General features: G+C 68.8%; 24 protein-coding genes. 18 read left to right on the plus strand and 6 right to left on the minus strand.

The annotated features are described in order from the left end of the window. Positions 1-45 precede the first annotated feature (45 nt). Together IB278_RS13650 and IB278_RS13655 are read left to right on the plus strand one after the other, a co-directional pair. Entirely contained in the window at positions 46-1704 is a 1659-nt protein-coding gene (locus tag IB278_RS13650; RefSeq protein WP_145747506.1) for a GMC family oxidoreductase, read from the plus strand. Continuing rightward, positions 1701-3017, plus strand: a complete 1317-nt coding sequence (locus IB278_RS13655; protein ID WP_145747507.1) for an MFS transporter — start codon at positions 1701-1703, stop codon at positions 3015-3017. The genes IB278_RS13650 and IB278_RS13655 overlap by 4 nt, the downstream gene beginning before the upstream one ends. Positions 3018-3032: 15 nt before the next feature. On the opposite strand, the gene IB278_RS34215 is transcribed toward IB278_RS13655, so the two are convergent. After that, positions 3033-3503 carry a helix-turn-helix transcriptional regulator gene (locus tag IB278_RS34215; protein ID WP_145747508.1) on the minus strand — a complete coding sequence of 157 codons (471 nt, stop codon included), beginning with the start codon at positions 3501-3503 and terminating at the stop codon, positions 3033-3035. 253 nt (positions 3504-3756) lie between these two features. Between IB278_RS34215 and IB278_RS13665 the strand changes: the two genes are divergently transcribed. The 5 genes from IB278_RS13665 (at position 3757) to IB278_RS13685 (ending at position 9303) form a co-directional block, all read left to right on the plus strand. Beyond that, positions 3757-3981, plus strand: a complete 225-nt coding sequence (locus tag IB278_RS13665) for a DUF1059 domain-containing protein (RefSeq protein ID WP_145747509.1) — start codon at positions 3757-3759, stop codon at positions 3979-3981. A 185-nt stretch (positions 3982-4166) separates the two neighbouring features. Then, positions 4167-4670: a (2Fe-2S)-binding protein gene (locus IB278_RS13670; RefSeq protein WP_145747510.1), complete on the plus strand. Its 504-nt coding sequence runs from the start codon at positions 4167-4169 to the stop codon at positions 4668-4670. After that, positions 4667-6916, plus strand: a complete 2250-nt coding sequence (locus tag IB278_RS13675; protein ID WP_192323662.1) for a xanthine dehydrogenase family protein molybdopterin-binding subunit — start codon at positions 4667-4669, stop codon at positions 6914-6916. Before IB278_RS13670 ends, IB278_RS13675 begins: the two co-directional genes overlap by 4 nt. Beyond that, entirely contained in the window at positions 6913-8217 is a 1305-nt protein-coding gene (locus IB278_RS13680) for a c-type cytochrome (RefSeq protein ID WP_145747512.1), read from the plus strand. Before IB278_RS13675 ends, IB278_RS13680 begins: the two co-directional genes overlap by 4 nt. A 69-nt stretch (positions 8218-8286) precedes the next feature. Then, the gene (locus tag IB278_RS13685; RefSeq protein ID WP_145747513.1) at positions 8287-9303 is read left to right on the plus strand and encodes a LysR family transcriptional regulator; all 1017 of its coding nucleotides are present in this window, start codon (positions 8287-8289) and stop codon (positions 9301-9303) included. Here IB278_RS13685 and IB278_RS13690 read toward each other — a convergent pair. The 4 genes from IB278_RS13690 to IB278_RS13705 form a co-directional block, all read right to left on the minus strand. Next, positions 9221-10102, minus strand: a complete 882-nt coding sequence (locus tag IB278_RS13690; protein ID WP_145747514.1) for an ABC transporter permease subunit — start codon at positions 10100-10102, stop codon at positions 9221-9223. The genes IB278_RS13685 and IB278_RS13690 overlap by 83 nt on opposite strands. After that, the gene (locus tag IB278_RS13695; protein WP_145747515.1) at positions 10095-10883 is read right to left on the minus strand and encodes a taurine ABC transporter ATP-binding protein; all 789 of its coding nucleotides are present in this window, start codon (positions 10881-10883) and stop codon (positions 10095-10097) included. Before IB278_RS13695 ends, IB278_RS13690 begins: the two co-directional genes overlap by 8 nt. A gap of 5 nt (positions 10884-10888) precedes the next feature. Beyond that, positions 10889-11908: a taurine ABC transporter substrate-binding protein gene (tauA, locus tag IB278_RS13700; protein WP_192323663.1), complete on the minus strand. Its 1020-nt coding sequence runs from the start codon at positions 11906-11908 to the stop codon at positions 10889-10891. 192 nt (positions 11909-12100) lie between these two features. Further along, positions 12101-13621: a PLP-dependent aminotransferase family protein gene (locus tag IB278_RS13705; RefSeq protein WP_192323664.1), complete on the minus strand. Its 1521-nt coding sequence runs from the start codon at positions 13619-13621 to the stop codon at positions 12101-12103. A gap of 117 nt (positions 13622-13738) precedes the next feature. On the opposite strand from IB278_RS13705, the gene IB278_RS13710 reads away from it, so the two are divergent. The 10 genes from IB278_RS13710 (at position 13739) to IB278_RS13755 (ending at position 24558) form a co-directional block, all read left to right on the plus strand. Continuing rightward, entirely contained in the window at positions 13739-14152 is a 414-nt protein-coding gene (locus tag IB278_RS13710; RefSeq protein WP_192323665.1) for a nuclear transport factor 2 family protein, read from the plus strand. 27 nt (positions 14153-14179) lie between these two features. Continuing rightward, on the plus strand, positions 14180-15625 hold the full coding sequence (locus IB278_RS13715) for an NAD(P)/FAD-dependent oxidoreductase (RefSeq protein WP_192323666.1): 1446 nt from the start codon (positions 14180-14182) through the stop codon (positions 15623-15625). A gap of 194 nt (positions 15626-15819) precedes the next feature. Further along, positions 15820-17421, plus strand: coding sequence for an ABC transporter substrate-binding protein (locus IB278_RS13720; protein ID WP_192323667.1), 1602 nt, complete (start codon positions 15820-15822; stop codon positions 17419-17421). A gap of 11 nt (positions 17422-17432) precedes the next feature. Then, positions 17433-18407 (plus strand): ABC transporter permease, encoded by a 975-nt coding sequence (locus IB278_RS13725; protein ID WP_192323668.1) that lies wholly within the window; start codon positions 17433-17435, stop codon positions 18405-18407. Beyond that, entirely contained in the window at positions 18404-19315 is a 912-nt protein-coding gene (locus tag IB278_RS13730) for an ABC transporter permease (protein WP_145747522.1), read from the plus strand. The genes IB278_RS13725 and IB278_RS13730 overlap by 4 nt, the downstream gene beginning before the upstream one ends. Beyond that, positions 19315-20364, plus strand: coding sequence for an ABC transporter ATP-binding protein (locus IB278_RS13735; protein WP_145747523.1), 1050 nt, complete (start codon positions 19315-19317; stop codon positions 20362-20364). The genes IB278_RS13730 and IB278_RS13735 overlap by 1 nt, the downstream gene beginning before the upstream one ends. Further along, a complete protein-coding gene (locus tag IB278_RS13740) occupies positions 20361-21398 on the plus strand; it encodes an ABC transporter ATP-binding protein (RefSeq protein WP_192323669.1) in 1038 nt (345 codons plus the stop codon). Before IB278_RS13735 ends, IB278_RS13740 begins: the two co-directional genes overlap by 4 nt. Next, positions 21395-23071: an amidohydrolase gene (locus IB278_RS13745; protein WP_192323670.1), complete on the plus strand. Its 1677-nt coding sequence runs from the start codon at positions 21395-21397 to the stop codon at positions 23069-23071. The genes IB278_RS13740 and IB278_RS13745 overlap by 4 nt, the downstream gene beginning before the upstream one ends. A gap of 28 nt (positions 23072-23099) precedes the next feature. After that, positions 23100-24044, plus strand: coding sequence for a CobW family GTP-binding protein (locus tag IB278_RS13750; protein ID WP_225612877.1), 945 nt, complete (start codon positions 23100-23102; stop codon positions 24042-24044). Positions 24045-24096: 52 nt separating this feature from the next. After that, positions 24097-24558 carry a GNAT family N-acetyltransferase gene (locus tag IB278_RS13755; protein WP_370878887.1) on the plus strand — a complete coding sequence of 154 codons (462 nt, stop codon included), beginning with the start codon at positions 24097-24099 and terminating at the stop codon, positions 24556-24558. Between the two features lie 17 nt (positions 24559-24575). Here the strand turns inward: IB278_RS13755 and IB278_RS13760 are convergent, their stop codons facing one another. Then, positions 24576-24923: a hypothetical protein gene (locus tag IB278_RS13760; protein ID WP_145747528.1), complete on the minus strand. Its 348-nt coding sequence runs from the start codon at positions 24921-24923 to the stop codon at positions 24576-24578. A 254-nt stretch (positions 24924-25177) separates the two neighbouring features. Between IB278_RS13760 and IB278_RS13765 the strand changes: the two genes are divergently transcribed. Next, positions 25178-26130 (plus strand): ESPR domain-containing protein (locus IB278_RS13765; RefSeq protein WP_225612878.1); only part of this gene is annotated, 953 nt, incomplete at its 3' end.

Genomic DNA, 26130 nt, shown 5'->3' on the forward strand with positions numbered 1-26130 from the left:
GATGCAAGCAAGCGAAGCGATTGTTCCACTCCCCGGGTGCCATGCATGCGTGATGAAGAGTTCGACTACATCGTCGTCGGCGCCGGTTCGGCCGGCTGCGTGCTGGCCGGCCGGCTGAGCGAAGACCCGGCCACGCGCGTGCTGCTGCTCGAGGCGGGGCCGGTGGACAGGTCGCTCTGGATCCACCTGCCCATCGGCTACGGCAAGACGATGTGGAGCTCCACCTACAACTGGCGCTTCGAGACCGACCCCGACCCGAACATGAACGGCCGGCGCATCTACTGGCCCCGGGGCAAGACGCTGGGCGGCTCGAGCTCGATCAACGGGCTGATCTACATCCGCGGCCAGCGCGAGGACTACGACCACTGGGCCGCGCTCGGCAATGCGGGCTGGAGCTACGACGAGGTGCTGCCCTACTTCATCCGCTCCGAGGGCAACCAGCGCGGTGCGAACGCCTTCCATGGCGGCAACGGGCCGCTGAAGGTGTCGGACATCGCGGCGAAGCACGAACTCATCGAGGCCTTCATCGACGGCGCGCAGCAGATCGGCGTGCCGCGCACCGACGACTTCAATGGCGCCGCGCAGGAAGGCGCGGGCTACTACCAGCTCACCACGCACAAGGGCTGGCGCTGCAGCACGGCCAAGGCCTACCTGGTGCCGGCGCGCCACCGACCCAACCTGCGCATCGAGACGGACGCGCTGGCCAGTCGGCTGGTGTTCGACGGCCGGCGCGCCGTGGGCGTGAGCTACCGCCAGGGCGGCGAGATGAAGACCGCGCGCTGCCGCGCCGAGGTGCTGCTTTCGGCCGGCTCGATCCAGTCGCCGCAGCTGCTGCAGCTCTCGGGCATCGGCCCGCGCGCGCTGCTCGAACGCATGGGCATCCCGGCGGTTCACGAACTGCCCGGCGTGGGCGAGAACCTGCAGGACCACCTGCAGATCCGGCTCGGCTACGAGTGCAGCAAGCCCATCACCACCAACGACCAGCTCAACTCCTGGTTCGGCCAGGCGAGCATGGGCCTGGAATGGCTGATGCGCCGCACCGGCCCGCTCGCGGTGGGCATCAACCAGGGCGGCTGCTTCATGCGCGCGCTGAAGGACGACAGCGGCCGGCCGGTGGCCGCCACGCCCGACATCCAGTTCCACGTGGCCACGCTCTCGGCCGACATGGCGGGCGGCAAGGTGCATCCGTATTCGGGCTTCACGATGTCGGTGTGCCAGCTGCGGCCCGAGTCGCGCGGACATGTGCGCATCCGTTCGCTCGACGCGGCCGAGCCGCCCGAGATGCAGCCCAACTACCTGGCCACCGAGCTCGACCGCGCCACCACCGTGGCCGGCGTGAAGGCGGCGCGCGCCATTGCCGAGGCGCCCGCGATGCGGCCCTATGTGAAGCGCGAGGTCAAGCCCGGCCCCGAGGCCGCGAGCGACGCCGACCTGCTGGAGTTCTGCCGCAACAACGGCGCCACCATCTTCCACCCCACGGGCACCTGCCGCATGGGCAGCGACCCGCTCGCGGTGGTCGATGCGCGCCTGCGCGTGCACGGCGTGGCCGGGCTGCGCGTGATCGACTGCTCGGCCATGCCCACGCTGGTGTCGGGCAACACCAACGCACCGGCCGTGATGATGGCCGAGAAGGCCGTCGACATGATCAGGGAGGACGTGAGGGCGGCAGCCGCCGCGACAACCACATCGGAGACAACGACATGAGCAGCACAAGCGACGAGAAAGCGATTCGCAGGGTGGTGGCTTCGGCCCTGGTGGGCGCCACCATCGAGTGGTACGACTTCTTCCTGTACGGCGTGGTGGCCGGCATCGTGTTCAACAAGCTCTACTTCCCGGGCAGCGACCCGGTGGTGTCGACCTTGCTGGCCTACACCACCTTCGCGGTGGGCTTTGTCACGCGGCCGCTGGGCGGCGTGATCTTCGGCCACTTCGGCGACAAGATCGGCCGCAAGAGCATGCTGATCATCACGCTGATGATCATGGGCGTGGCCACCTTCCTGATCGGCCTGGTGCCCACCTATGCGCAGATCGGCATCGCGGCGCCCTTGCTGCTGCTTCTGCTTCGCGTGGCGCAGGGCATTGGCCTGGGTGGCGAATGGGGCGGCGCGGTGCTGATGGCCTACGAATACGCGCCGAAGGGCAAGCGCGGCTTCTATGCATCGCTGCCGCAGATCGGGCTGGCGATCGGCCTGTGCATGGCCTCGGGCGTGGTGGCGCTCCTGTCGTGGCTGCTGACCGACGAGCAGTTTCTCTCCTGGGGCTGGCGCATCGCATTCCTGATTTCCGGCGTGATGGTGGGCGTGGGCATGTACATCCGGCTCCACGTGCAGGAAACGCCGGAGTTCGCGGCCGTGAAGGCGCGCAACGCCGAGCTGCGCATTCCGTTCATGGACATGCTGCGGCGCTACCCCGGCAACGTGCTCAAGGGCATGGGCGCGCGCTACATCGACGGGGTGTTCTTCAACATCTTCGGCGTGTTCTCCATCAACTACCTGACCGGCACCCTCAAGATCAGCCGCACCGATGCGCTGCTGGGCGTGATGGCCGCGGCCGTGGTGATGATCTTCTTCATTCCCTTCTTCGGCCGCCTGTCCGACCGGATGGGGCGCGGCAAGGTCTACATGTGGGGTTCGCTGATCACCGCGGTGTCGGCGTTCCCGGGCTTCTGGCTCATGACGCACAGCGGCGGCAGCGTGCTGCTGGTGTGGCTCGCGATCATCATCCCGTTCGGCATCCTGTATGCCTCGGTGTACGGGCCGGAGGCGGCGCTCTTCTGCGACCTGTTCGACGCCAAGGTGCGCTACACCGGTATCTCCTTCGTCTACCAGTTCTCGGGCATCTTCGCCTCGGGCATCACGCCGATCATCGCGACCGCGCTGCTCAAGTCGGGCGGCGGCCAGCCGTGGCAGATCTGCATGTATGTGCTGTTCGCGGGTGTGGTGTCCGCCGCGTGCGCCTGGATGATCGGGCGGTCCGCGTCGCCGGCCGATGCACCGGTGGCGGTGGCCTCGCGCTGAGCTTGTCTTGATTCCTCAGGAGCTTCTGCCCATGGCGAGCGCGCGCACCACGGCCGCGGTGCGCGTCTCGACGCCCAGCTTCACGTAGACATGCTCCAGGTGCTTGTGGACGGTGCGCGGGCTGATCTCCAGCAGGGCGGCGATCTCGGCGTCGGTCTTGCCGCGCGAGAGCCAGTGCATGACATCGCCCTCGCGGGGCGTGAGGCCGGCCAGCGGCGGCTCGGGCAGCGGCGGCGCGGCGCCGCAGGCCAGCCGGTACAGGAAGGCCACCGCCACCGCATGCTCCAGCCCCATGCGCCGGTAGTAGTCGGCCTGCAGCGCGGCGCGGCGGAGCTCGCGCCGGCCCGGCGCTTTCGTTGCGATGCGGCGGGTTGCGCGCGGGCCATGGCTGCCGGCGCCGTGGTAACGCATGGGCGAGCACCCGGACTCCAATTGCTCCAGCAGGCGAAGCGCGCCTGCACGGTCGCTGTGTGTCAGATACGCCATGGCATGCCCCTTTCACGGTGCATACGCATTGCTGCGTATGGCGCCCGCACGCATCGAGACGCAGGATGCTTGCAGGCCCTTGGCCGCGACCCAGTATAGGCACGCAAGGGCGCGCAGATCGCCTGCCGGCGAAGGGGATACACATGGCCATCGATGAAACACCCCCTGACGCGTCCAGGGGTAGCCTCGAGCCAGCCCCCTTCCACCGGCCCGGTCTTCGAAACACGTCCGTAAGGACATTCCAGGAGCCACCATGTCACGCCAATACATCGACTGCCGCGAGTTTCCAAGCACGATGAACTGCAGTGTCGCGCTCTCTGCCGACACCGAGGGCGAGCTGCTCGAAGCCGCCGTCCAGCATGCCGTGGCCGTCCACGGCCATACCGACACGCCGGAGTTTCGCAAGCAACTGGCGGGCATGTTCAAGACCGGCACGCCGCCGCTGGAAGCTCCGGCCGCGCAGAAGGTGCCTGCCTGACGCCCCTGCGGGGTCTCGGCCGCCGTTTCCGCGCGGCGATGAATACCTTCGGGTGCTTTCGATGAGCACCCGTCGATGAAGTCCGGGCCACCCGGTCGAGCGTTGCGCTGCCTGCCAAGCGCGCTTTCCGAAGTCGCGCTATGGTTCGCTGCCACCCACGGCGAACCAGAAGAAAGGCGGGGCCCATGATCGATCTCAACATCAACGGCCAGTCCGTTGCCCTCGACGCGCCGGAAGACATGCCCCTGCTCTGGGCATTGCGCGACATCGTCGGCCTCACCGGCACCAAGTTCGGTTGCGGCATTGCGCAGTGCGGCGCCTGCACCGTGCACCTCGACGGCCAGCCCGTGCGTTCATGCGTGCTGCCGGTCGGCTCGATCGGCAAGAAGGCCGTCACCACCATCGAGGCCGTCTCGCAGACCCCCGCGGGCAAGAGCATCCAGAAGGCCTGGCTCGACGTCGATGTCGTGCAATGCGGCTACTGCCAATCGGGACAGATCATGTCGGCGGCCGCGCTGATCCAGCGCACGCCCCACCCGAGCGACGCCGACATCGACCTGGCCATGGCGGGCAACGTCTGCCGGTGCTGTACCTACTCGCGGATCCGCGCGGCCATCAAGCAGGCCGCCACCGGCAAGGCCGAAGTGCTGCAGTCGGTAGTCGCGATGCCGGCAAGGAGCGCATCGTGAAGCCCGCCGCAGGCATCAGCCGGCGCAGCGCCCTGCAGGCCGGTGGCCTGGCGCTGGCCTTCACCTGGGTCGGCGGCAGCAAGGCCTTCGCGGCGATCAGCCCCCGGCAGCAAGCTGCCGATGCGGCCGCCGCGCTCGCGGACGGCAACCCCGCGTTCGCGCCGAATGCCTTCATCCGCATCGATGCCGATGGCGGCGTGCGCCTCGTGATGCCGATGGCCGAGATGGGCCAGGCGATCTACACCGGCTCGGCGATGCTGCTGGCCGAGGAACTCGGCGTCGAGCTCGACCAGGTGCGCGTGGAGCATTCGCCGCCGAACGAGGCGCTCTACGGCATGCCGCTGCTCGGCGGCCAGATCACCGGCGGCTCGACCAGCACGCGCGGCACCTACGGCGTGCTGCGCGAGGCGGGCGCCGTGGCGCGCACGCTGCTGGTGAGCGCCGCTGCAGAGCAGTGGAAGGTCGACCCTGCGAGCTGCACGGTCGCGCGCGGCGTGGTGAGCCATGCGGCATCCAACCGGCAGCTCGGCTTCGGCGCGCTGGCCGGCGCCGCCGCCAAATTGCCGATGCCGGCGAAGGTGACGCTGAAGGAGCCGAAGGATTTCAAGCTGATCGGCCAGCCGCTGCGGCGGGTCGATTCGGCCGGCAAGGTCGACGGCACGACGCAGTTCGGCATCGACGTGCGCCTGCCGGGCATGAAGGTGGCGACGGTCAGGGCCTGCCCCACGCTCGGAGGCGTGCTGGCCTCGGTGGACGACAAGGCAGCGCGGGCGATTCCCGGCGTGATCGACGTGCTGCGCATCAAGGACGCGGTGGCCGTGGTGGGCGAGCATTTCTGGGCCGCGAAGCGCGGCCTCGATGCATTGAACATCCAGTGGACGCCAGGCCAGAACGCCGCACTCACCACGCAGCAGCTGCGCGCGGCGCTGGCCAACGCGCTGGCGAAGGACAAGGCCATCGTCGGCAAGGAAACCGGCAAGCGGCCCGAGGGCACGCTGGTGCAGGCCACCTACGACCTGCCGATGCTGGCCCACGCGACCATGGAGCCGCTCAACACCACGGTGCACGTGCGGCCCGACCAGTGCGAGATCTGGGTCGGCACGCAGGTGCCGACGCGCTGCGTGAGCGCCGCGGCCAAGATCGCCGGCATTGCCGAAGACAAGGTCGTGCTGCACAACCAGTACCTGGGCGGCGGCTTCGGCCGCCGGCTCGAGACCGATTCGGTCGAGCAGGCCGTGGCCTTCGCGAAACAGGTGCCCTACCCGCTCAAGGTGGTGTGGACGCGCGAGGAAGACATCCGCCACGACATCGTGCGCCCGATGTACCACGACGACATCTCGGCCGTGGTCGATGGCGACGGCCAGATTCTCTGGTTCGGCGACCGCATCGCGGGCGGCACGGTGCTGGGCCGCTGGGCCCCCGCCTTCATGGGCAAGGACGGCATGGACAGCGATTTGATCGAATGCGTCGCCGAACCCTGCTACGACCTGCCGAACCTCAAGGTGGAGTGGGTGCGGCACGACATGCCGGCCGGACTCAACGTCGGCTGGTGGCGCGGCGTGGGTCCGACGCACAACCTCTTCGTGATGGAGAGCTTCATCGACGAGCTGGCGCAACGCGCGAAGAAGGACCCCGTGGCCTACCGGCGCGCCATGCTGAAGAAGAACCCGCGCACGCTCGCGGTGCTCGACCTGGCAGCCAGCAAGATCGGCTGGGGGGCGGGTACGCTGCCGGCGCGCGTCGGGCGTGGGGTGGCCGTGGGCGATGCCTTCGGCAGCCGCGTGTGCGCGATTGTCGAGGCCGAGGTCACGCCGCAGGGCGAGGTTCGCATGCGGCGTGCGGAGGTCGCGGTCGATTGCGGCATTGCCGTGAACGCGGGTTCCATCGAGGCGCAGATCCAGGGCGGGCTGCTGTTCGGGCTGAGCGCGGCGCTCTTCAGCGAGATCACGCTGCGCGAGGGGGCCATCGAGCAGAGCAACTTCCACGACTACCGGATGCTGCGCATCAACGAAGCGCCGCCGGTCGAGGTCCACACCGTCAAGAGCGGCGAAGCGCCCGGCGGGATCGGCGAAGTCGGCACCGCCATCGCCGCGCCGGCGCTGGCCAACGCGATCTTCGCGGCGACGGGCGTGCGACTGCGCGCGCTGCCGGTGAACCGCGCACTGCTGGCGCAGGACAAGGAGGCGCTGAAGAAGAAAATTGCCGGTGCCAAGCCCGCCGGGCCCGGCGCAAGGAGCGCAGCATGAAGCGGCTACTCAACGTGCTGGTGGCGGTGTTCGTCGTGGGCGTGGCGCTGTATTTCTTCCTGAACCGCACCGACAAGTCCGAAGGCGAAGCGCCGGTGCTGGCCGGTGCGCCCGGCAATGCGGCGCTGCTCGTGCGCGGCGAATACCTCACCAAGGCGGCCGACTGCGTCGCGTGCCACACGGTGCCCGGCAAGGGACAGCCCTTCGCCGGCGGCCTGCCCTTCGTGCTGCCTTTCGGCACGATCTACTCGTCGAACATCACCGCGGACCCCGAAACGGGCATCGGCAAATGGAGCGACGACGACTTCGTGCGCGCGCTGCACGACGGCGTGCGCGCGGACGGAAAGCGCCTGTACCCGGCGTTCCCGTACACCTCGTACACCGCGCTGAGCCGCAATGACGTGCTCGCGATCAAGGCCTACCTGTTCAGCCTGCCCAAGGTGAGCCAGCCGAACCGGGAGGCCGACCTGGGCTTCCCGTTCAACCAGCGCTGGGCGATGGGCTTCTGGAACGCGGCCTTCTTCAAGAGCAGCCGCTTCGAGGCCGATGCGTCGAAGCCGCCCGCGTGGAACCAGGGCAAGTACCTCGCCACGGCGCTCGGCCACTGCGCGGAATGCCATACGCCGCGCAACTTCGCCTTCGCGATGGATGCGGGCAACAACCTTGCGGGCGAATCGATCCAGGGCTGGCGCGCCTACAACATCACCTCGGATGCGAAGCACGGCATCGGCGCCTGGAGCGATGCCGAGATTGCCTCGTACCTGACGACCGGCCACGCGGAGGGCCGCGGCTCGGCCTCGGGGCCGATGGGCGAGGCGGTGGAGCACAGCCTGCAGTACCTGAAGCCGGAAGACGCCTCGGCGCTCGTGAGCTATCTGCGCACGGTGCCCGCGAAGGCCGGAAAGAATCCGATCGAAGTCGATGCGAAGGCGCCGTGGGCCCTGGCCGCGAGCGCGGCAGCGCCCGCCGCCAACACGGCCGAAGGCCACGAGCAGGGGCTCAGGCTCTTCGCGGCGGCGTGCGCGAGCTGCCACCAGTGGAACGGACAAGGCCAGCAGAGCGCCAACGCGTCGCTGCTGGGGGCGCGCGGCGTGAACGACCCGGACGGCTCCAACGTCACGCAGATGATCCTGCAGGGCGTGAAGATGCGCGTGCGCGGCGACGAGGTCTACATGCCGGCGTTCGGCAAGGCCTACACGGACACCGAGGTCGCGGCGCTCGCCAACTACGTCATTGCGCAGTTCGGGAACAAGCAGGGCACGGTGACCCCGGAGTTCGTGGCGAAACAGCGCGCACGCTGAAGAGGCGAAACGGGGGGATGCCCCTACGGCCTGCGGCCCCTCCCCCGATGCTGGAACAATGCGTCCACCATGGACGGCCTCGATCTCATCAAAACATTCCGTGAAGTCGCGTTCCGGCGCAGCTTCTCCCGCGCGGCGATTTCGCTGGGCATGTCGAAAGCCACGGTCAGCCGTTACGTGGCGGAGCTCGAAACCCGCAGCGGCGTGCGCCTGCTGAACCGCTCCACGCGTTCGCTGAGCCTGACGGATGCCGGGCAGGTGCTGCTCGACCGCAGCACCGAGCTGGTGGCCATGGCCGAGAACACGCTGAACGACCTGCAGGCCCATGGCTCGCACCCGCAGGGGCGGCTGCGCATGAGCGCACCGCACGGGCTGATCTGCGGCTGGCTCTCGGACGTGATCGCCGATTTCATCAAGCGCTACCCGGACGTGTACGTGAGCCTGGTGTTCACCAACGACGACCTTGACCTGATCGAGGAAGGCATCGACATCCACCTGACCGGCGGGCGCATCGACGACATGAACCTGATCGTGCGCCGGCTGGTGCAGTTCGACATGGTGGTCTGCGCCACGCCGGCCTACTGGGCCCAGCGCGGCATGCCGCAGACGCCCGAGGAGCTGGGCCGGCACGATGTGCTGAGCTACTCGGCGAAGCCGACCACCCACCTGCCCTTCGAGACCGACGGCAAGCCGTACGACGTGCCCGTGCACAGCCGCATGGAAGCCAACGACGCCGTGGCCCTGATCGAGCTGGCGCTGCGCGGCGTGGGCGTGGCCTACGTGCCCGAGCCGCTGGCGCAGTCGCACCTGGAGCGCGGCGCGCTGGTGCCGGTGCTGCGCGAGCACATGCCGCGCGAGCACTGGCTGTACGCGGCATATTCGCAGCGCCGCCACAACAGCGCCGCAATGCGCGCGATGCTGGACTTCCTGGAGCAGTCGATGGGCGCCGCGGGCGAGCTGCCCGTCATGCCGGCGATGCCGCCGCTGCCGCGCGTGGTGCCGCCTACATTCGCCCTTTCCAGGGAACAAGACGCCGCTCGAGCCACCGCATCAGCAGGTCGAACAGATAGGCCACCACCCCGATGACGATGATGCCCATGATGACGATGTCGGTGCGCAGGAAGTTCGACGCGTTCAGCACCATCTGGCCCAGGCCCATGTTGGCCGCCACCATCTCGGCCGCCACCAGCGTGGTCCAGCCGAAGCCGATGGCGATGCGCATGCCCACCAGAATGTCGGGCAGGGCCGAGGGCAATATGACGTGCCGGATCACCTGCATATAGCTCGCGCCCATCGAATACGCGGCATTGATCTGCTCCTGCGACGCGCTGCGCATGCCCGAGCGCGCGGCCAGCGCCAGCGGCGCGAAGCAGCTCAGGAAGATCAGCAGCACCTTCGGCAGCTCGTCGATGCCGAACCAGATGATGATCAGCGGCAGGTAGGCCAGCGGCGGCAGCGGCCGGTAGAACTCCAGCGGCGGATCGAAGATGCCGCGCCAGAAGCGGCTCATGCCCATCGCAATGCCCACCGGAATGGCCGTGATGCAGGCCAGCAGGAAGGCCGAGAAGACCCGGAACATGCTCGCGAGGAAGTGCTGCCATAGCGGCTTATCGTTGGCCTGGCCCGTGAGGTATTCGTAGAACTGCTGGAACACCGCCTGCGGCGTCGGCAGGAACAGCGGCTTGACCCAGCCCATGTTGGTCACGAGGAACCACAGCGCGACCAGCGCCACCACCGTGACCACGCTGATGGTCAGGCTCGAGCCCTCGCCCGGCACCTTGAAGGCGCTGGTCTTGAGCTTGGCGCCGGCCGCCACCGGCGGCGGCGCGGCGGGCTTGGAAGGAGGTGTCATGGCGACAGGCGTTGCAATGGTGGCCTCAGGCATGGGCAGCCTCGCGATGATGGATGATCGAAAGAACCTCTTCGCGCATGCGGATGAATTCGGGTTCCGACTTCACCTTGCGCGAGTCGCCATGCGACAGGAACTGGCGCGAGAACGGAACCTCGTCGTACACGTGCGAAATGCGCCCCGGGCTCGGGCTCATCACGATCAGCCGCGTGGCCAGGAACAGTGCCTCCTCGACCGAGTGGGTGATGAAGAACACCATCTTGTTCGACTTGGACCAGGCCTTGAGCAGGATCTCCTGCACCTGCTCGCGCGTGAACGCGTCGAGCGCGCCCATGGGCTCGTCCATGAGCAGCACGGCCGGGTCGCTGGCCAGCGCGCGTGCAATGCCCACGCGCTGCTGCATGCCGCCCGAGAGTTCGTACACCGCGCGGTCCGCGTACTGCTGCAGGCCGACGAGCCCAAGCTTCTCTTCCGCGATGCGGTCGCGCTCGGCCTTGCCTGTGCCGGCCAGGCGCAGGCCCAGCGCCACGTTGTCGCGCACGTTGAGCCAGGGCATCAGCGCATGCTTCTGGAACACCACGCCGCGGTCGGCGCCGGGGCCGACCACGGGCTTGCCGTCGAGCAGGATGTCGCCGGTGGAAGGCGGCAGGAAGCCGGCAATGCTGTTGAGCAGCGTGGTCTTGCCGCAGCCCGAGGCGCCAAGCGCCACCACGAAGTCGCCGTCGCGCATCGTGAGGTTCACCGGGGCCAGCGCCTGCAGCGTGCCGCCCTTGACGGCGTAGTTGACCGTGAGGTCGCGGATGTCGAGCGTGGGCATGCGGCTTACTTCCCCATGGCTTTCTCGACATAGGCCGTGGTCACGAAGGCGCTGTAGTCGGGCTTGACCTCCTGCACCCGGCCCTGCTCCTTCAGGAACGCCGCCGTGCCCGCCATCGCCTTGGCTGCGCCGCCGCCCAGCCAGGTGGGCGAGACCTGCTCGGCCATGGTCGGAAAGGTGTAGAGCGCCATTGCGGCCGACACGTCCTTCGGATCGGCCTTGGTCCACTTGGCCATGGCCTTGGTCTGCGGCGAATCGGGCGTCCAGCTCTTGCCGGTGGCCTTGTATTCCTCGTTCGCGCGGTTGAGCGCCTTCACGAAAGCGATCATGAACGGCTCGTTGGCCGCGGCCCACTTGGCATTGACCACGATGCCCTCGAACGTGGGCGCACCCCGCTTGCCGATACTGCCCGAGGTGGCGATGGTCTTGCCCGTGCCCTTGATCCTGGAAAGCACCGGGTCCCAGATGAAGGTGGCGTCGATGTCGCCGCGCTCCCAGGCCGCCGCGATCTCGGGCGGGCGCATGTTCATCACGTTGACGCTCCTGGGGTCGACGCCGTCCATCTTCATGCCGGCCATGAGCTGGTAGTGCGCGGTCGAGACGAAGGGCGTGGCCACCTTCTTGCCGGCCAGGTCCTTCATGCTGTTGATGCCCGACGCGTTGCGCGCAACCAGCGCCTCGGCGTTGGCGATGTCGGCCGAGATCCAGAACAGCTTGATGTCCTGCCCCTGGCTGGCCGCGGCCGTGAGCGGGCTGGACCCGGTTTCGCCCATCTGCACGTCGCCCGACGCCATGGCCCGGATCACGTCGCCGCCGCCGGAGAACATGCGCCAGTTGATCTTGTAGCCCGTGGCTTTTTCGACCTCGCCGGATTCCATGACGAGGCGCAGGGGGACCAGCATGTCCTGGTGGGCGAAGGTGAGTTCCTTGGCTTGCTGTGCGAGCGCGGCGCCGCTGCTCATCATCAGCATCGCGGCGGCGGCGAGCGCTGCGCGTTTCAGGGAAAGACGTTGGGGCATGGTCATCTGTTTTCTCCTGGTGGTGAGTCTGGGCGGACTTTGCACCTGTTGGGTCTTTGCAGAAAGTACCAGCGCTGTGGGGGGTATGGAGCCAGCTTGTCGGTGAATACCCTTGTTCTGGTGCGATGCCTGTTGGGTGTGCACGAGGGCGGTGCGTTTTTTGGGGGGCGAGACCCGGCCCCCGGAACACAAAAAAACTCAATGCGCCCTCACCTCCCCCCGAGCCAACGCCAACTCCCCAACAGCCATCCCCAAAGCCTGAATCCCCAAAGGAATCTGCGAAGCCGCAATGGACGACAACCTCAGCCGAAAGAACGGACACGGATAGGGCGGTTTCGCAAAGAACACATCCCCCGCTTCGATCAGCACCCCATGGCTGCGCGCCATCAGCGACAGCTCGCCCGCGTCGACCCACGCCGGCGCCCGCACCCAGATCGAAGCCCCGCCCTGCGGCAGCGTGAACTCGAACTCGGGAAGATGCTCGCGCAGCGCCTGGGCCGCCAGCGCCAGCCGCTCCTGCATCGCATGGTTCACGCGCCGCGCATGCGACTCGTGGTGCCCGAGCGAAAGGAACAGCGCATACGCATGCTGCAGGAAGGCGCTCGGATGCCGGACCATCGCATGCCGTATGCCGCGCAGCTCCCTGATCAGCGCGCGCGGCGCCACGATGAAGCCCAGCCGCAGCGCGGGCGACAGGCTCTTCGACACCGAGCCCACGTAGATCACGCGCCCGGTCTTGTCCAGGCTCTTGAGCGCCGGCATCGGCGTGCCTTCGTACAGGTTCTCGGCCTCGTAGTCGTCCTCGATGATCACGAAGTCCTGGAGCTCGGCCTTGCGCAGCAGCCACTGCCTGCGCTCCAGGCTCAGCGTGGCGGTGGTCGGGCTCTGGTGCGAAGGGGTCACGAAGAGGTAGTCGGCCGCGGGCAGCGCATCGACCACCAGGCCCTCCTCGTCCACGGCCACCTCGACCCACTTGGGGTTGCGCATCGAGAAGCTGTTGCGCGCATGCGGATGGCCGGGCTCTTCCAGGCCGACGCGGGTGCGCTTGTCGAACAGCGCATCGGCCAGCAGGTAGTAGGCATGCTGCGCGCCGAGCGTCACCAGGATCTCTTCCTTCAGCGCGAACACGCCGCGCTTGGGCAGCAGGCGGGTGCGGATCTGCTCGATCAGGTCGGGCACGTCGTCGGTCTCGAAGTCGGGTGTCCAGTGCGGCAGCTGCGAGCGCGCCAGGCTGCGCGCGCAGCACTCGCGAAAATCCTCGGTCGGAAAAAGCTGCGGGTCGTAGTTGCCGTAGACGAACGGGAACGGATAGTCGCGCCAGCGGTCGGGCTTCGACAGCGTGGGCTTGCCCTCCAGCGAACGCAGCACGCGCCCCGACCAGTCGGGAGGCTGGCTGGCCTGGCCGCTGCGGCCCACCAGCGGCTCGGCAAGCGCAGCGGACAGTGGCCGCGCGTTGCGCGCCACGAACACGCCGCTGCGCGGGCGCGCCTCCAGAAAGCCCTCGTCGATCAATTGCAGATAAGCCGAAGTCACCGTGTTGCGGCTCAGCCCCAGCAGCGCCGCAAGCTCGCGCGACGAGGGCATCGAGGCGCCGGCGCTCAGGTGGTCTTCGAGGATGGCCTGCACCACGGCGGCGCGCAGGCGGGCCTGCAGCGGCAGGGCGGGCTGGTCGGGCAGCGCGAAGAGCTGCGCCCATTGAGTGGCTCTGGGGTTGGCCATGGTGCGCCGCAGTTTAGGGCAAGCACGGCGTTCTGGCTCGGTCGAATTCCCGCATCTGGCCCTATCGCGCGGACGGCCGGCTGCCTACGCTTGCGGCATTCAATCCCGGAGCTCCGCGTGACCGCACAGCCTTCTTCCTCTTCTTCTTCCGTCACCACCGACACCCTGGCCGCGTTCAGCGATGCCTGGAACCGCCACGACATCGACGCGCTGATGGGCTTCATGACCGAGGACTGCATCTTCCAGACTGCCGCCGGCCCCGACGCCTGCGGCACCCGCCACGTGGGCACCGAGGCGGTGCGCAAGGCCTTCGCGGCGGCATGGCAGGCCGTGCCCGATGCGCAGTGGATCAATGGCCGGCATTTCGTGCACGGCGATTTCGGCACCTCGCAATGGACCTTCACGGGCACCGCGGCCGACGGCAGCCGCATCGAGACCGACGGCATCGACGTCTTCACCTTCAGGGGCGGAAAGATCCACCTGAAGAACGTGTTCCGCAAGGCCCGCCCCAACCTGCCGGCGACCCGGTAGGCCAGCCGTTCCGGGAGCCTTCACATCATGACCCTGTCCGGCACCGCCCCCTTCCCGGCCTCGCAACCGCAGCAGCCCGCGAGCCGGCCCTACGACCCGCGCTACGACCCGCTGGTCGCACCCGATCCCGGTGCCGGCCGCGCCTACGCACCCACCTGGTGGGTGGCCAGCGCCGGCACGCCGCCCGAGGACGACGGCCCGCTGCTGCGCGACGTCGATGTCGACGTGGCCATCATCGGCTCGGGCGCCACCGGCATGTCGACCGCGCTCTACCTCGCACAGGAGCATGGCATCCAGGCCACGGTGCTCGAGGCCAACCAGGCGTCGTGGGGCTGCTCCAGCCGCAGCGGCGGCCAGGGGCAGAACGCCAGCGGCCGGCTCAAGCGCTCGCAGTGGATCCAGCGCTGGGGCCTCGACACCGCCAGGCGGCTCGACGCCGAGATCCGCGGCGGCTTCGAGAACTTCAGGCAGCTCACCACCCAGATCGACTGCGACGCCTTCGACGGCGGCCATCTCTATCTTGCGCACCGCCCCGAAAAGCTCGCGGTGCTCGACGCCGAGGCGCGCGTGATGCGCGAACAGTTCGGCTACGCCACCCGCATGCTGACGGCCGAGGAAGTGCGGCGCGACTACTGCGACGAACGCGAGGCGGCCGGCGCCATGTTCGAGCCCGAAGGCGTGGGTATCCATCCGTTGAAGTTCACCTTCGGCCTGATGCGCCGGGCCCGTGCGCTGGGCGTGAAGGTGCACACCTCGAGCCCCGTGCAGGGCTGGCAGACCATCGACGGCGTGCACCACCTTCAGACGCCCGGCGGCGTGGTGCGCGCGCGCCGCGTGGCCGTGTGCACCGGCGGCTACACCGGGCAGGCGCTGAGCCCGCTGCTGAAGAACCGCATCATGCCGATCCTCTCCAACTCGGTGGTCACGCGCCCGCTCACCGAGGCCGAGCTGCAGGCCACCAACTTCAGGTCGCTGACCTTCCTGACCGACACGCGCACGCTGCGCTTCTACTACCGGCTGCTCAAGGGCAACCGGCTGCAGATCGGCAGCCGCAGCTCGGTGAGCGGCGCCGACGCCGAGCACCCGGTGCACCTGAAGCTGCTCACCGATGCCATCGCGCGCAAGTTCCCGCCGCTCGCGGGCATCCGCATCGACTACTCGTGGTGGGGCTGGGTCGACATGAGCCACGACATGATGCCGCGCATCACGCAGCCCGAAGCGGACAGGAAGATCTGGTATGCCGTGGGCTATGGCGGCAACGGCGTGTCCTTCTCGACCTGGGCCGGCAAGCGGCTGGCCGAGCGCGTGGCCGGCAAGGACATGGGCAAGGACGTGTTCGAGCTTCCCATCTACAAGTCTGCGCTGCCCTTTCCCAATGTGCTGGGGCTGGTGGAATCGCCCGCCTTCGCGCCGTTCCGGCGCATCGGCCAGCGCATGCTCTACAAGTGGTATTGGCTGCGCGACGAGAAGTAGCGGCGCGTCCGGTGCGCATTCACCGAAGTGGCGCATCGCAACGCTGCACAACGGGGCAAACCCGCGGCTTCTGGCCCTGCAGGTCGCGCACGGCTGGCTCTTCGCGTGCACGGGGCAAGCGCCTATCTTCGAGCACAAGGCCCACGGGCCGAATCCGTCCGCCCGACTTGTGTCGAACTTCCAGAGGTCCCGCCATGCCCCTTCTCCGCCTTGCGCGCCGCGCCACCCTGCTCTCGGCCGCGCTGATGACCGCGAGCAGCCTGCTGCCGCTGCCCGCCTCCGCCGCCGAGGAGCAGCCCAGGCGCGGCGGCACGCTGGTGATCGGCAGCACGCAGACGCCACGGCACCTGAACGGCGCGGTGCAGTCGGGCATTGCCACCGCGCTGCCTTCCACGCAGATCTTCGCGAGCCCGCTGCGCTTCGACGACAAGTGGAACCCGCAGCCCTACCTTGCCGAAACATGGAAGCTGTCGGAGGACGGCAAGTCGCTCACGCTCAAGCTGCGCAAGGACGCGGTATTCCATGACGGCAAGCCGGTCACCTCGGCCGACGTGGCCTTCTCGATCATGGCCATCAAGGCCAACCATCCGTTCACCACCATGCTCGGCCCGGTCGAGAAGGTGGAGACACCCGACCCCTACACCGCCGTCATCCGCATGAGCGTGCCGCACCCGGCCATCGTGCTCGCGATGTCGCCCGCGCTGTGCCCCATTCTTCCCAAGCACATCTACGGCGACGGCCAGGAGCTGAAGAACCATCCGCGCAACACCACCGACGTGGTCGGCTCGGGCCCGTTCCGGCTGACCGAGTTCAAGCCGGCGCAGCGCATCGTGCTGGAGCGCAACGACCGCTTCTTCCTGCCCGGCAAGCCGTACCTCGACAAGGTGATCGTCAACGTCACGCCCGACATGGCCAGCCTGGTGCTCGGGCTGGAACGCGGCGACGTGCAGATGCTGCCCTTCGCCACGCTGCCCACCGACCTCAAGCGCTTCGCGAGCGACCCCAAGGTGTCGCTCACGTCCAAGGGCTACGACGGCATCGGCGCGCTCAACTGGCTGGCCTTCAACACGGCGAAGAAGCCTCTCTCGGACGTGCAGGTGCGCAAGGCCATTGCCACGGCCATCGACAAGAACTTCATCGCCAAGGCGCTGATGGGCGGCTTTGCCACGGTGTCCGACGGTCCGCTGGTGGCGAGCAGCCCCTTCGCGGTGCCTGACCTGGTGCGCTATCCGCTGGACCTCAAGAAGGCCGCCGAGATGCTCGACGCCGCGGGCTACAAGGCCGGCGCCGGCGGCGAGCGCTTCAAGCTCACCATCGACTACCTGCCGGGCGCCGACGACCAGCAGAAGAACGTGGCCGAATACATCCGCGGCCAGCTCAAGAAGGTGGGCATCGCGGTGGAGGTGCGCGCCTCGGCCGACTTCCCGGCCTGGGCCAAGCGGCTGGCCTCCCACGACTTCGACCTGTCGATGGACCTGGTGTTCAACTGGGGCGACCCGATCATCGGCGTGCATCGCACCTACCTGTCGACCAACATCAAGCCCATCGTCTGGACCAACACCCAGTCGTATGCCAACCCGAAGGTCGACGAGTTGCTCAACACCGCGGGCGGGCTGATCGACCCGACGCAGCGCAAGGCCTACTACGCCACCTTCCAGAAGATCGTGACCGACGAGCTGCCGATCGAGTTCATCAACCAGGTGCCCTACCACACCATCGCGAGCAAGAAGGTGGGCAACGTGCCCGCCACCATCTGGGGGCCGCTGTCGCCACTGGACGAGGTCTACCTCAAGTAAGGCGGCACGACATGGGCACATTGCGCTATGCCGCCTCGCGACTGCTCCAGGCCCTGGGCCTGGTGCTTGCGGTGGTGGTGCTGAACTTCGTGCTGGTGCACGCGGCGCCGGGCGACCCGGTGGAGACCATTGCCGGCGCCAGCGGCGGCATGTCGCCCGAGCTGATGGCGCAGCTGCGCAAGCAGTACGGGCTCGACGAGCCGCTGCCGGTGCAGCTGGGCGTGTACCTGGGCAAGGTGGCGCGGGGCGACCTGGGCTACTCGTACTTCTTCAACCTGCCCGTGACGCGCATGATTGCCGAGCGCGTGCCGGCCACGCTGCTGCTGGTGCTCAGTTCGGTGCTGCTGGCCTTCTTCGCCGGCACCGCGCTGGGCGTGCTGTCGTCGCGCAGGCCCAATGGCTGGCTCTCGCAGTTCATCACGGTGCTGTCGCTGGTGGGCTTCGCGGCGCCGGTGTTCTGGCTCGGCATCATGCTGGTGATCCTGCTGGCCTCGGTGTTCCCCATTCTTCCGGTGGCGGGCATGCGCTCCATCGACTCGGCCGGCGGCGGGCTCAAGGACGTGCTCGACGTGGCACACCACCTGGTGCTGCCCACGCTCACGCTGAGCCTGGTGTACCTCGCGCAATACAGCCGGCTCGCGCGCTCCTCGATGCTCGACGTGCTGGGCTCCGACTTCATCCGCACCGCACGCGCCAAGGGCCTGGCCGACCGCGTCGTGCTCTACAAGCACGCGCTGCGCAATGCGCTGCTGCCGGTGGTCACGGTGCTGGGCCTGCAGTTCGGCAATGTGCTGGCCGGCGCGATCCTGGTGGAGACGGTGTTCAACTGGCCGGGCCTCGGCCGGCTGGCCTTCGAGTCGGTGCTGCGGCGCGACTACCCGACCATCCTCGGCGTGCTGCTCTTCTCTTCCATCGTGGTGGTGGTGATGAACCAGCTCACCGACCTGTGCTATCGCTTCATCGATCCGCGGATCAAGGCCTCATGAACAAGCTTGCAACGATGCCCTCCGTTTCCGCCGCACCTGATGCGCCCGCGAAGCCGGCCCTGCGCGTCGAGCACCCCGGCATGGAGGCGATGCGCATGTTCCTGCGCAATCCGGCGGCCATTGCGGGCATGGCGATGCTGCTCGCCATGCTGGCGGTGGCCATTGCCGGACCCTGGTTCCACCCGGCCGATCCCTTCGAGATCAAGGCTGCGCCGCTCACGCCGCCTTTCAGCGAGGAAGCCTGGCTCGGCACCGACTACCTCGGCCGCGACGTGCTCACGACATTGATCTACGGCGGGCGCGCCACGCTGCTGGTGGGCGCGGTGGCCGCGCTGCTTTCGGTGCTGATCGGCATCACGCTGGGCGCCTTCGCGGGCTACTACGGCGGCAAGGTCGATGCGGCGCTGATGAAGCTGACCGAGTTCTTCCAGGTGCTGCCCGCGCTGCTGTTCGCGATGGTGGTGGTCACGCTGTTCTCGCCCACGCTGGTGACGGTCACGCTGGCCATCGGCATCATGAGCTGGACCGGCACCGCGCGGCTCACGCGCGCCGAGTTCATGAAGTACCGCGGCCTGGAATTCGTTCGCGCCGAGCGCGCCATCGGCGCGCGCGACACCCGCATCATCTGGAAGGTGATCCTTCCCAACGCGCTGCCGCCGCTGGTGGTCTCGGCCACGCTGGCCATCGGCGCGGCGGTCTTGTTCGAAGCCGGGCTGTCGTTCCTCGGCCTGGGCGACCCCAACCAGATGAGCTGGGGGCTGATGATCGGCTCGAGCCGGCAGTACGTGCTGTCGTGCTGGTGGGCGGTGGCCTTTCCGGGGGCGGCCATCTTCATCACCGTGCTGGCCGTGAGCCTGATCGGCGACGGGCTCAACGATGCCCTCAACCCCAAGCTGAGGGAACGCTGATGGCAAGCGACGACGCACTGCTGCGTGTGCAGGACCTGCACGTCGAGTTCAAGACCCGCCGCGGCCAGGCGCTGGTGCTCAACGGCGTCGACTTCGAGATCCGCAGCGGCGAGACGCTGTGCGTGGTCGGCGAATCGGGCTGCGGCAAGAGCATGACCGCGCTCGCGCTGCTGCGGCTCGTTCCCTCGCCGCCGGGCCGCATCAGCGGCGGGCGCGTGATGTTCCAGGGCGAAGACCTGGTGCAGGCCAACGATGCCCGCATGCGCGAGGTGCGCGGCAACCGCATCTCGATGATCTTCCAGGAGCCGATGACCTCGCTGAATCCGGTGTTCACCGTGGGCGACCAGATCGGCGAATCGCTGCGGCTGCATGCGGGCATGAATGCCCAGGCGGCCCGCGAGCGCGCCATCGAGATGCTGCGGCAGGTGGGCATTCCGGCGCCCGGGCGGCGCGTCGACGAGTACCCGCACCAGCTCTCGGGCGGCATGCGCCAGCGCGTGATGATCGCCATGGCGCTGGCCTGCCGGCCCGACATCCTGATTGCCGACGAGCCCACCACCGCGCTCGACGTGACGGTGCAGGCCCAGATCTTCGACCTGCTGCGCGAGCTGCAGCGCGAGAAGGGTACGGCCATCATGCTCATCACGCACGACATGGGCGCGGTCGCCGAGATGGCCGACCGCGTGATGGTGATGTATGCGGGCCGCGTGATCGAACAGGGCAGCACCGAACAGGTGCTTTCGCAGCCGGGCCATCCCTACACGCGCGGCCTGATCGATTGCCTGCCCGAACTCGGCAGCAGCGCGGCCTTCGGCGACGGCGCGCGGCCGGAACTCGCCGAGATCGCGGGCGTGGTGCCGTCGATCTGGGAGCTGGGCCGGGGCTGCGCATTCCGCGAGCGCTGCCCGCATGCGATGGCGCGCTGCGCCGCAGAGGTGCCGCCGATGTTCGCACTCGAAGGCCCCGCAGGAGGCGCGGGCGCACCGCACGGTGCCGCCTGCTGGCTGCATGCCGAGGCGCCGCAGGCGCGCATGAAGGAGGCCGCATGACATTCATCGGCAAGGCCGACACGCTGCTCTCGGTCGACGAACTCAAGGTGCACTTCGCGCGCGGCAAGGCAGGCTGGGGCAAGCCCGCGGAAGTGGTGAAGGCGGTGGACGGTGTCTCGTTCGAGATCCGGCGGGGCACCACGCTGGCGGTGGTGGGCGAATCGGGCTCGGGCAAGACCACGACCGCGCTCGCGGTGATGCGGCTCTCGCCCGTCACCTCGGGCCGCATGCGGCTGGGCGACACCGACCTGGGCGCGCTGCAGGGCGAGGCGCTGCGCCGGGCGCGCACGCGCATGCAGATCATCTTCCAGGACCCGTTCTCCTCGCTGAATCCGCGCGAGCGCGCCGGTGCCACGGTGCGCGCCCCGCTCGAGCTGATGCAGGTGGGCACGCCCGAAGAGCGCACGCGCCGCGTGGCCGAACTCTTCGAGGCCGTGGGCCTGCGGCCTGAGCAGCAGCACCTGTTCCCGCACCAGTTCTCGGGCGGGCAGCGCCAGCGCATCAACATTGCGCGCGCGCTGGCCACCAACCCGGAGCTGGTGGTGTGCGACGAGCCGGTGTCGGCGCTGGACATCGCGATACGGGCGCAGATACTGAACCTGCTGGTGCGGCTGCAGCGCGAACTGGGGCTGACCTACCTCTTCATTTCGCACGACATGGCGGTGGTGGAGCACATCTGCGACGACATCGCCGTGATGTACCTCGGCCAGATCGTGGAGCGCGCGCCACGGCGCAGCTTCTTCGCGCGGCCGCTGCACCCCTACAGCGTGGCGCTGATGTCGGCCGTGCCGACCGTGGGCGGCGGGCGCCGCCGCGCGGCCAGCCGCATCAGGCTCCAGGGCGATCCGCCGAGTCCGATCAATCCGCCGCCCGGCTGCCGCTTTGCCGGCCGCTGTCCCGTGGCCGAGCCGGCCTGCGCGGCCGAGCTGCCGCCGCTGCGCGAAGTGGCGCCCGACCATTGGGTACGCTGCAGGCGAGTCGATATCGTCGACGGCACGGCCCTTCCTCCTCTTTCGATGCCTGAACTGCCATGAGCACCCCCATCACCACCGTCTACCCCGCGCGCAGGATCATCACCATGAACCCGATGCAGCCGCATGCCACGCACGTGGCGGTGCGCAGCGGCCGCGTGCTGGCCGTGGGCACCCTCGCGGACATGCAGGCCTGGGGCGCCTTCACGCTCGACGAGCGCTTTGCCGCCAAGGTGCTGATGCCGGGCCTGGTCGAGGGCCACTGCCACCTCAAGGAAGGCAGCATGTGGGACTGGACGTACCTCGGCTGGTTCGACCGGCGCGACCCCCAGGGCAAGGTGTGGAGCGGCCTGCGCTCGATGGAAGAGGTGGTGGCGCGCCTTCGCGAAGTGACCGCGCAGATGGCGGCCGACGGCATTCCCGACACCGAGCCGCTGATCGCCTGGGGCTTCGATCCCATCTACTTCGGCGGCGAGCGCATGACGGTCGCGCACGTCGACCGCGCCAGCGCCACGCGGCCGGTCGTCATCGGCCATGCCAACGGCCACCTGATGAACGTCAACAGCGCCATGCTGCGCATCGCCGGCATCACGCGCGACAACGAGGTGGAGGGCGTGGTCAAGTTCGCGGCCGGCGAGATGGCGGGCGAGCCCACCGGCGAGCTGCAGGAGCCGGCCGCGATGTTCCTGGTGCTGCGCAGGATCGGCAATGCCGGCCTGCTCGCGCCGATGACCGAGGCCGGCGTGCGCTCCTTCGCGCGCCTGGCCTGCATGCAGGGCGTGACGACCGCGACCGACCTCGTCAACAAGCTCACCGACGAAGACTGCGGCGTGCTCGAGAACGCGACGCGCGACGAGGGCTTCGGGGTGCGCATCCTGCCGGCGTTCCAGGCTTTCCACGGCACGCACGGCGCGGCCCAGGGCGCCGAACATGTCAGGGCGCTGGTGCCGCGCAGCACCGACCGGCTGCGCTATGGCCTCGTGAAGATGATGCTCGACGGTTCGATCCAGGGCTTCTCGGCGCGGCTGCGCTGGCCGGGGCATTTCAACGGCGCGCCCAACGGCATCTGGGTGACGGCGCCCGCGCAGTACGAGGCCGACTTCGAGACCTACCATCGCGCAGGGCTCACCATCCACACGCATACCAATGGCGACGAGGCCAGCGAGGTGGCCATCGACGCCATCGAGCGCGTGCTCGCGCGCGCGCCGCGCCCCGACCACCGCCACACGCTGCAGCACGGGCAGATGATCGATGCGCCGCTGTTCCGGCGCATGGCGTCGCTCGGCCTCGGCGCGAACCTGTTCGCCAACCACCTCTGGTACTGGGGCGACCAGCACTACGAAATGACCATGGGCCCCGACCGCGCGAACCGGCTCGATGCCTGCGGCAGCGCGCTGGCGGCCGGCGTGCCGCTGGCCATCCATTCCGATGCGCCGGTCACGCCGCTCGGGCCGCTGTTCACCGCGTGGTGCGCCGTGAACCGCATCACGCCCAAGGGCCGGCTGCTCGGCGAATCGGAGCGCATCTCGGTGCCGCAGGCGCTGCATGCGATCACGCTCGGCGCGGCCTGGACGCTGAAGCTCGACGGCGAGATCGGCAGCATCGAATGCGGCAAGCGCGCCGACTTCTGCGTGCTGGAAGACGATCCGCTTGAGATGGACCCGATGGCGCTGAAGGATGCGCGCGTGTGGGGCACGGTACTGTCGGGCCGCGTGTTCGAAGCACAAAGAAATTGAGCATCGCGTGACGCAAGGGAACAGGCGCTTGCCGCTCACCGTCATCGGCGGCTTCCTGGGCGCGGGCAAGACCACGCTGCTCAACCGCTGGCTGCGCGAGGCGCAGGGCCTGCGCATCGCGGCGCTGGTGAACGACTTCGGCGCGCTCAACATCGATGCCGAGCTGGTCGCCGCCACCCACGGCGAAACGCTGGCCCTGACCAACGGCTGCGTGTGCTGCCAGATCGGCGACGACCTGGGCCGCGCGCTGGTGCAGGTCATCGAGTCGGCCACGCCCTTCGATGCGGTGGTGATCGAGGCCAGCGGCGTTTCCGATCCATGGCGCATTGCGCAGATCGGCATGGCCGCGCCCGAGCTGAGCCTGGAGGGCGTGATCGTGCTGGTCGATGCGGCCGCGGTAGCGCAGCAATCGCGCGACGTGCTGCTGGCGGACACGCTGGCGCGGCAAGTGAGATCCGCCGACCTCGTGGTGCTCAACAAGGCCGACCTCGCGGATGCCGCCACGCTCGCGCAGGCGAACGCCTGGGCCGAGGCCACCGCGCCCGGCACGCCGCGCATCGAAGCCACCCGGTCCGCGGTGCCGCTCGCGCTGCTCTCGGGCCTGGCGCTGCCGGCCGCGGGTCGCGGGCCCTGCGCGGGCGAATGCGAACACGACCACGACCACGGCCACCACCACGCCCCCGACCACGGCGCGACGTTCCAGACCTGGAGCGCGCAGCCCGCGGCCGCCATCCCTGCCGAGCTGCTGCGCGCATGGCTGCGCGACGTGCCGCCGGGCGTGCTGCGGCTCAAGGGCCTGCTGCGCACCGGCCAGGGCGCGGACGGCGACGAATGGTCCGAGGTCCAGTTCGCCGGCCGCCATGGCTCGCTGCGCAAGGCCAGACCGCCACGTGACGCGCGCGCCGGCGTGGTCGCCATCGGCCTGCGGCATCGATTGCCCACGCAGGCACTGGAGCATTTCTTCGCGCGTTGAGCCGGGCCGTGTTGCAATCGCATGTTTTCAACGTGCAGGCCACCGACGCATGATGACTTCTTCGCTCCTGATCCGCCCTCCGACGCCCGACGACTACGCCGCATGGAAGCCGCTGTGGGACGGCTACAACGCCTTCTACCAGCGCGAGGGCCCCACGGCCCTGCCCGAGGAGATCACGCGCGTCACCTGGCAGCGCTTCTTCGACGCCTACGAGCCGGTGCACGCGCTGGTGGCCGAACGCGACGGCCGGCTGGTGGGCCTCACTCACTATCTCTTTCACCGCAGCACCACGCGCATCGAGCCGAACTGCTACCTGCAGGACCTGTTCACGCTGCCGTCGGAGCGCGGCCGGGGCGTGGGGCGGCAGTTGATCGAAGGCGTGTATGCGCACGTGAAGCGCGTGGGTGCGCACCGCGTTTACTGGCAGACGCAGGTGACCAACCTTGCCGGACGCGCGCTCTACGACAAGGTCGCCACGCACGACGGGTTCATCGTGTACGGCACCTTCGTCTGAACCTCGCCTGAGGAATCTCAGTACTTGATCGTCACACCGGCCTTCACGCCGTTGTTGCTCTTGCCATCCGTCAGCACGCCGCCCGTGAGCGACACATTGCCGCCCGTGCTTGCGCCCAGCGAATAGGTGGGCCGCGGCGTGGAGGTGTCGGTGCCGATGTAGCTGCCGCTGCCGTCGGGCCGCTGCACGCCGACGGTCGCGCCCTTGGTGTAGGCCGAGGTTTCAGTGGAATTGACGTTGGGCGCCACGTAGATGGTGCCCTTGTCGTCGCTGTCCAGGGGCACTTTCACCGGCTCCGCCATCGCGGCGGTGGCGGCTGCGCAGCACGCGGCCGCACTTACCCACGCAAAGATCGAATTGCTCATGCCCTCGATCCTCGCGGCTGGGCCGCGCCTTTCCTGTAGGACAAGAGGCAGCCCGGCCGGCAGGCGCTTTGTCATGGCTGCGGCGCGCACGGGCGGGACGCTTGTCTCCCCGCAGAAGGGACGCACCGCTCATGTGCGCAGGCGCCGCAATTCCTACAGTGATTTCACGGGAAAACGCCTGGGTCCGCCATGGACAGCAGACGTCGCCAGTTGGCAGATCACTTAGGGAAACAAGCCGTGAAAAAGGTAAATCCATGAACAAGACCTTCCGAACCCTCTGGAATCCGGCGCTCCGCGCATGGGTGGCCGCGCCAGAAATCGCACGCGGCCATGTGCGCACGACCGGCCTGCATGCCGTTGCCATGGCGGTGCTGTGCCTGAGTGCCGGCTCGACCCTGGCCGGGGGCGGCGCGGGCGGCCAGCCCGTGGACAGCACGCTGCATGCGGGTACCGGCGGCAGCAACGGCAGCGGCGGCGCGGGCGGATTCAACGACAGCTCCGTGAACGCGCACGGCGGGGACGGCGGGTCGTCGACCGATGCCGCGGTCACGGCGGGGTCCGCCGCCGACGTCGGAAGTTTCGGCGGCGCCACCGCGGGCGCGGGCGGTGCGGCGGGCAGCTCCAGCACCATCGTCTCCCCCGGCGTGCTGCAGGGGGCCGATGGCGGCGCGGGCGAATCGCAGACCGGCGATTTCAGCAACGGCAATGGATACGGGGGCGGCGGCGGCGGCGGATACCACGGCTTTTTGATGGGCTCCACCACCATCGCGTCCTGGGGCAGCTACACCGGTGGCAGCGGAGGCGCGGGCGGCAACGGCTATTGGGCCGCCGGCGGCGGCGGCGCCGGCGGCTATGGATCCACGCTGATCGGCCTGGTCAACAACTACGATGCGGCCGGCACTTCCACCGGCGGCGCCGGCGGCAAGGGCGGCGACGCCTATTCGCAGGGCGGCGGCGGCGGCAGTGGCGGCGGCGGATTCTTCATCAGCGCGGCAACGCCGGGGCTCGGCTTCGGCAACAGCGGCACGCTCGCAGGCGGTGCCGGCGGCGCGGGCGGATCCGAACTGCTGCCGGCCCGAAGCAATGCCGCGGGCGGCGGCGGCGGCGCGGGCGGCGCCGGTGCCACGCTGGCCGGCAGCACCCTCGCCGTGACCAACGCCGGCCAGATCACCGGCGGCGCCGGGGGCGCTGGCGGTGCGGGTGGTGG

This window comes from Variovorax sp. VRV01, from assembly GCF_014852545.1.
Taxonomy (GTDB): domain Bacteria; phylum Pseudomonadota; class Gammaproteobacteria; order Burkholderiales; family Burkholderiaceae_C; genus Variovorax; species Variovorax beijingensis_A.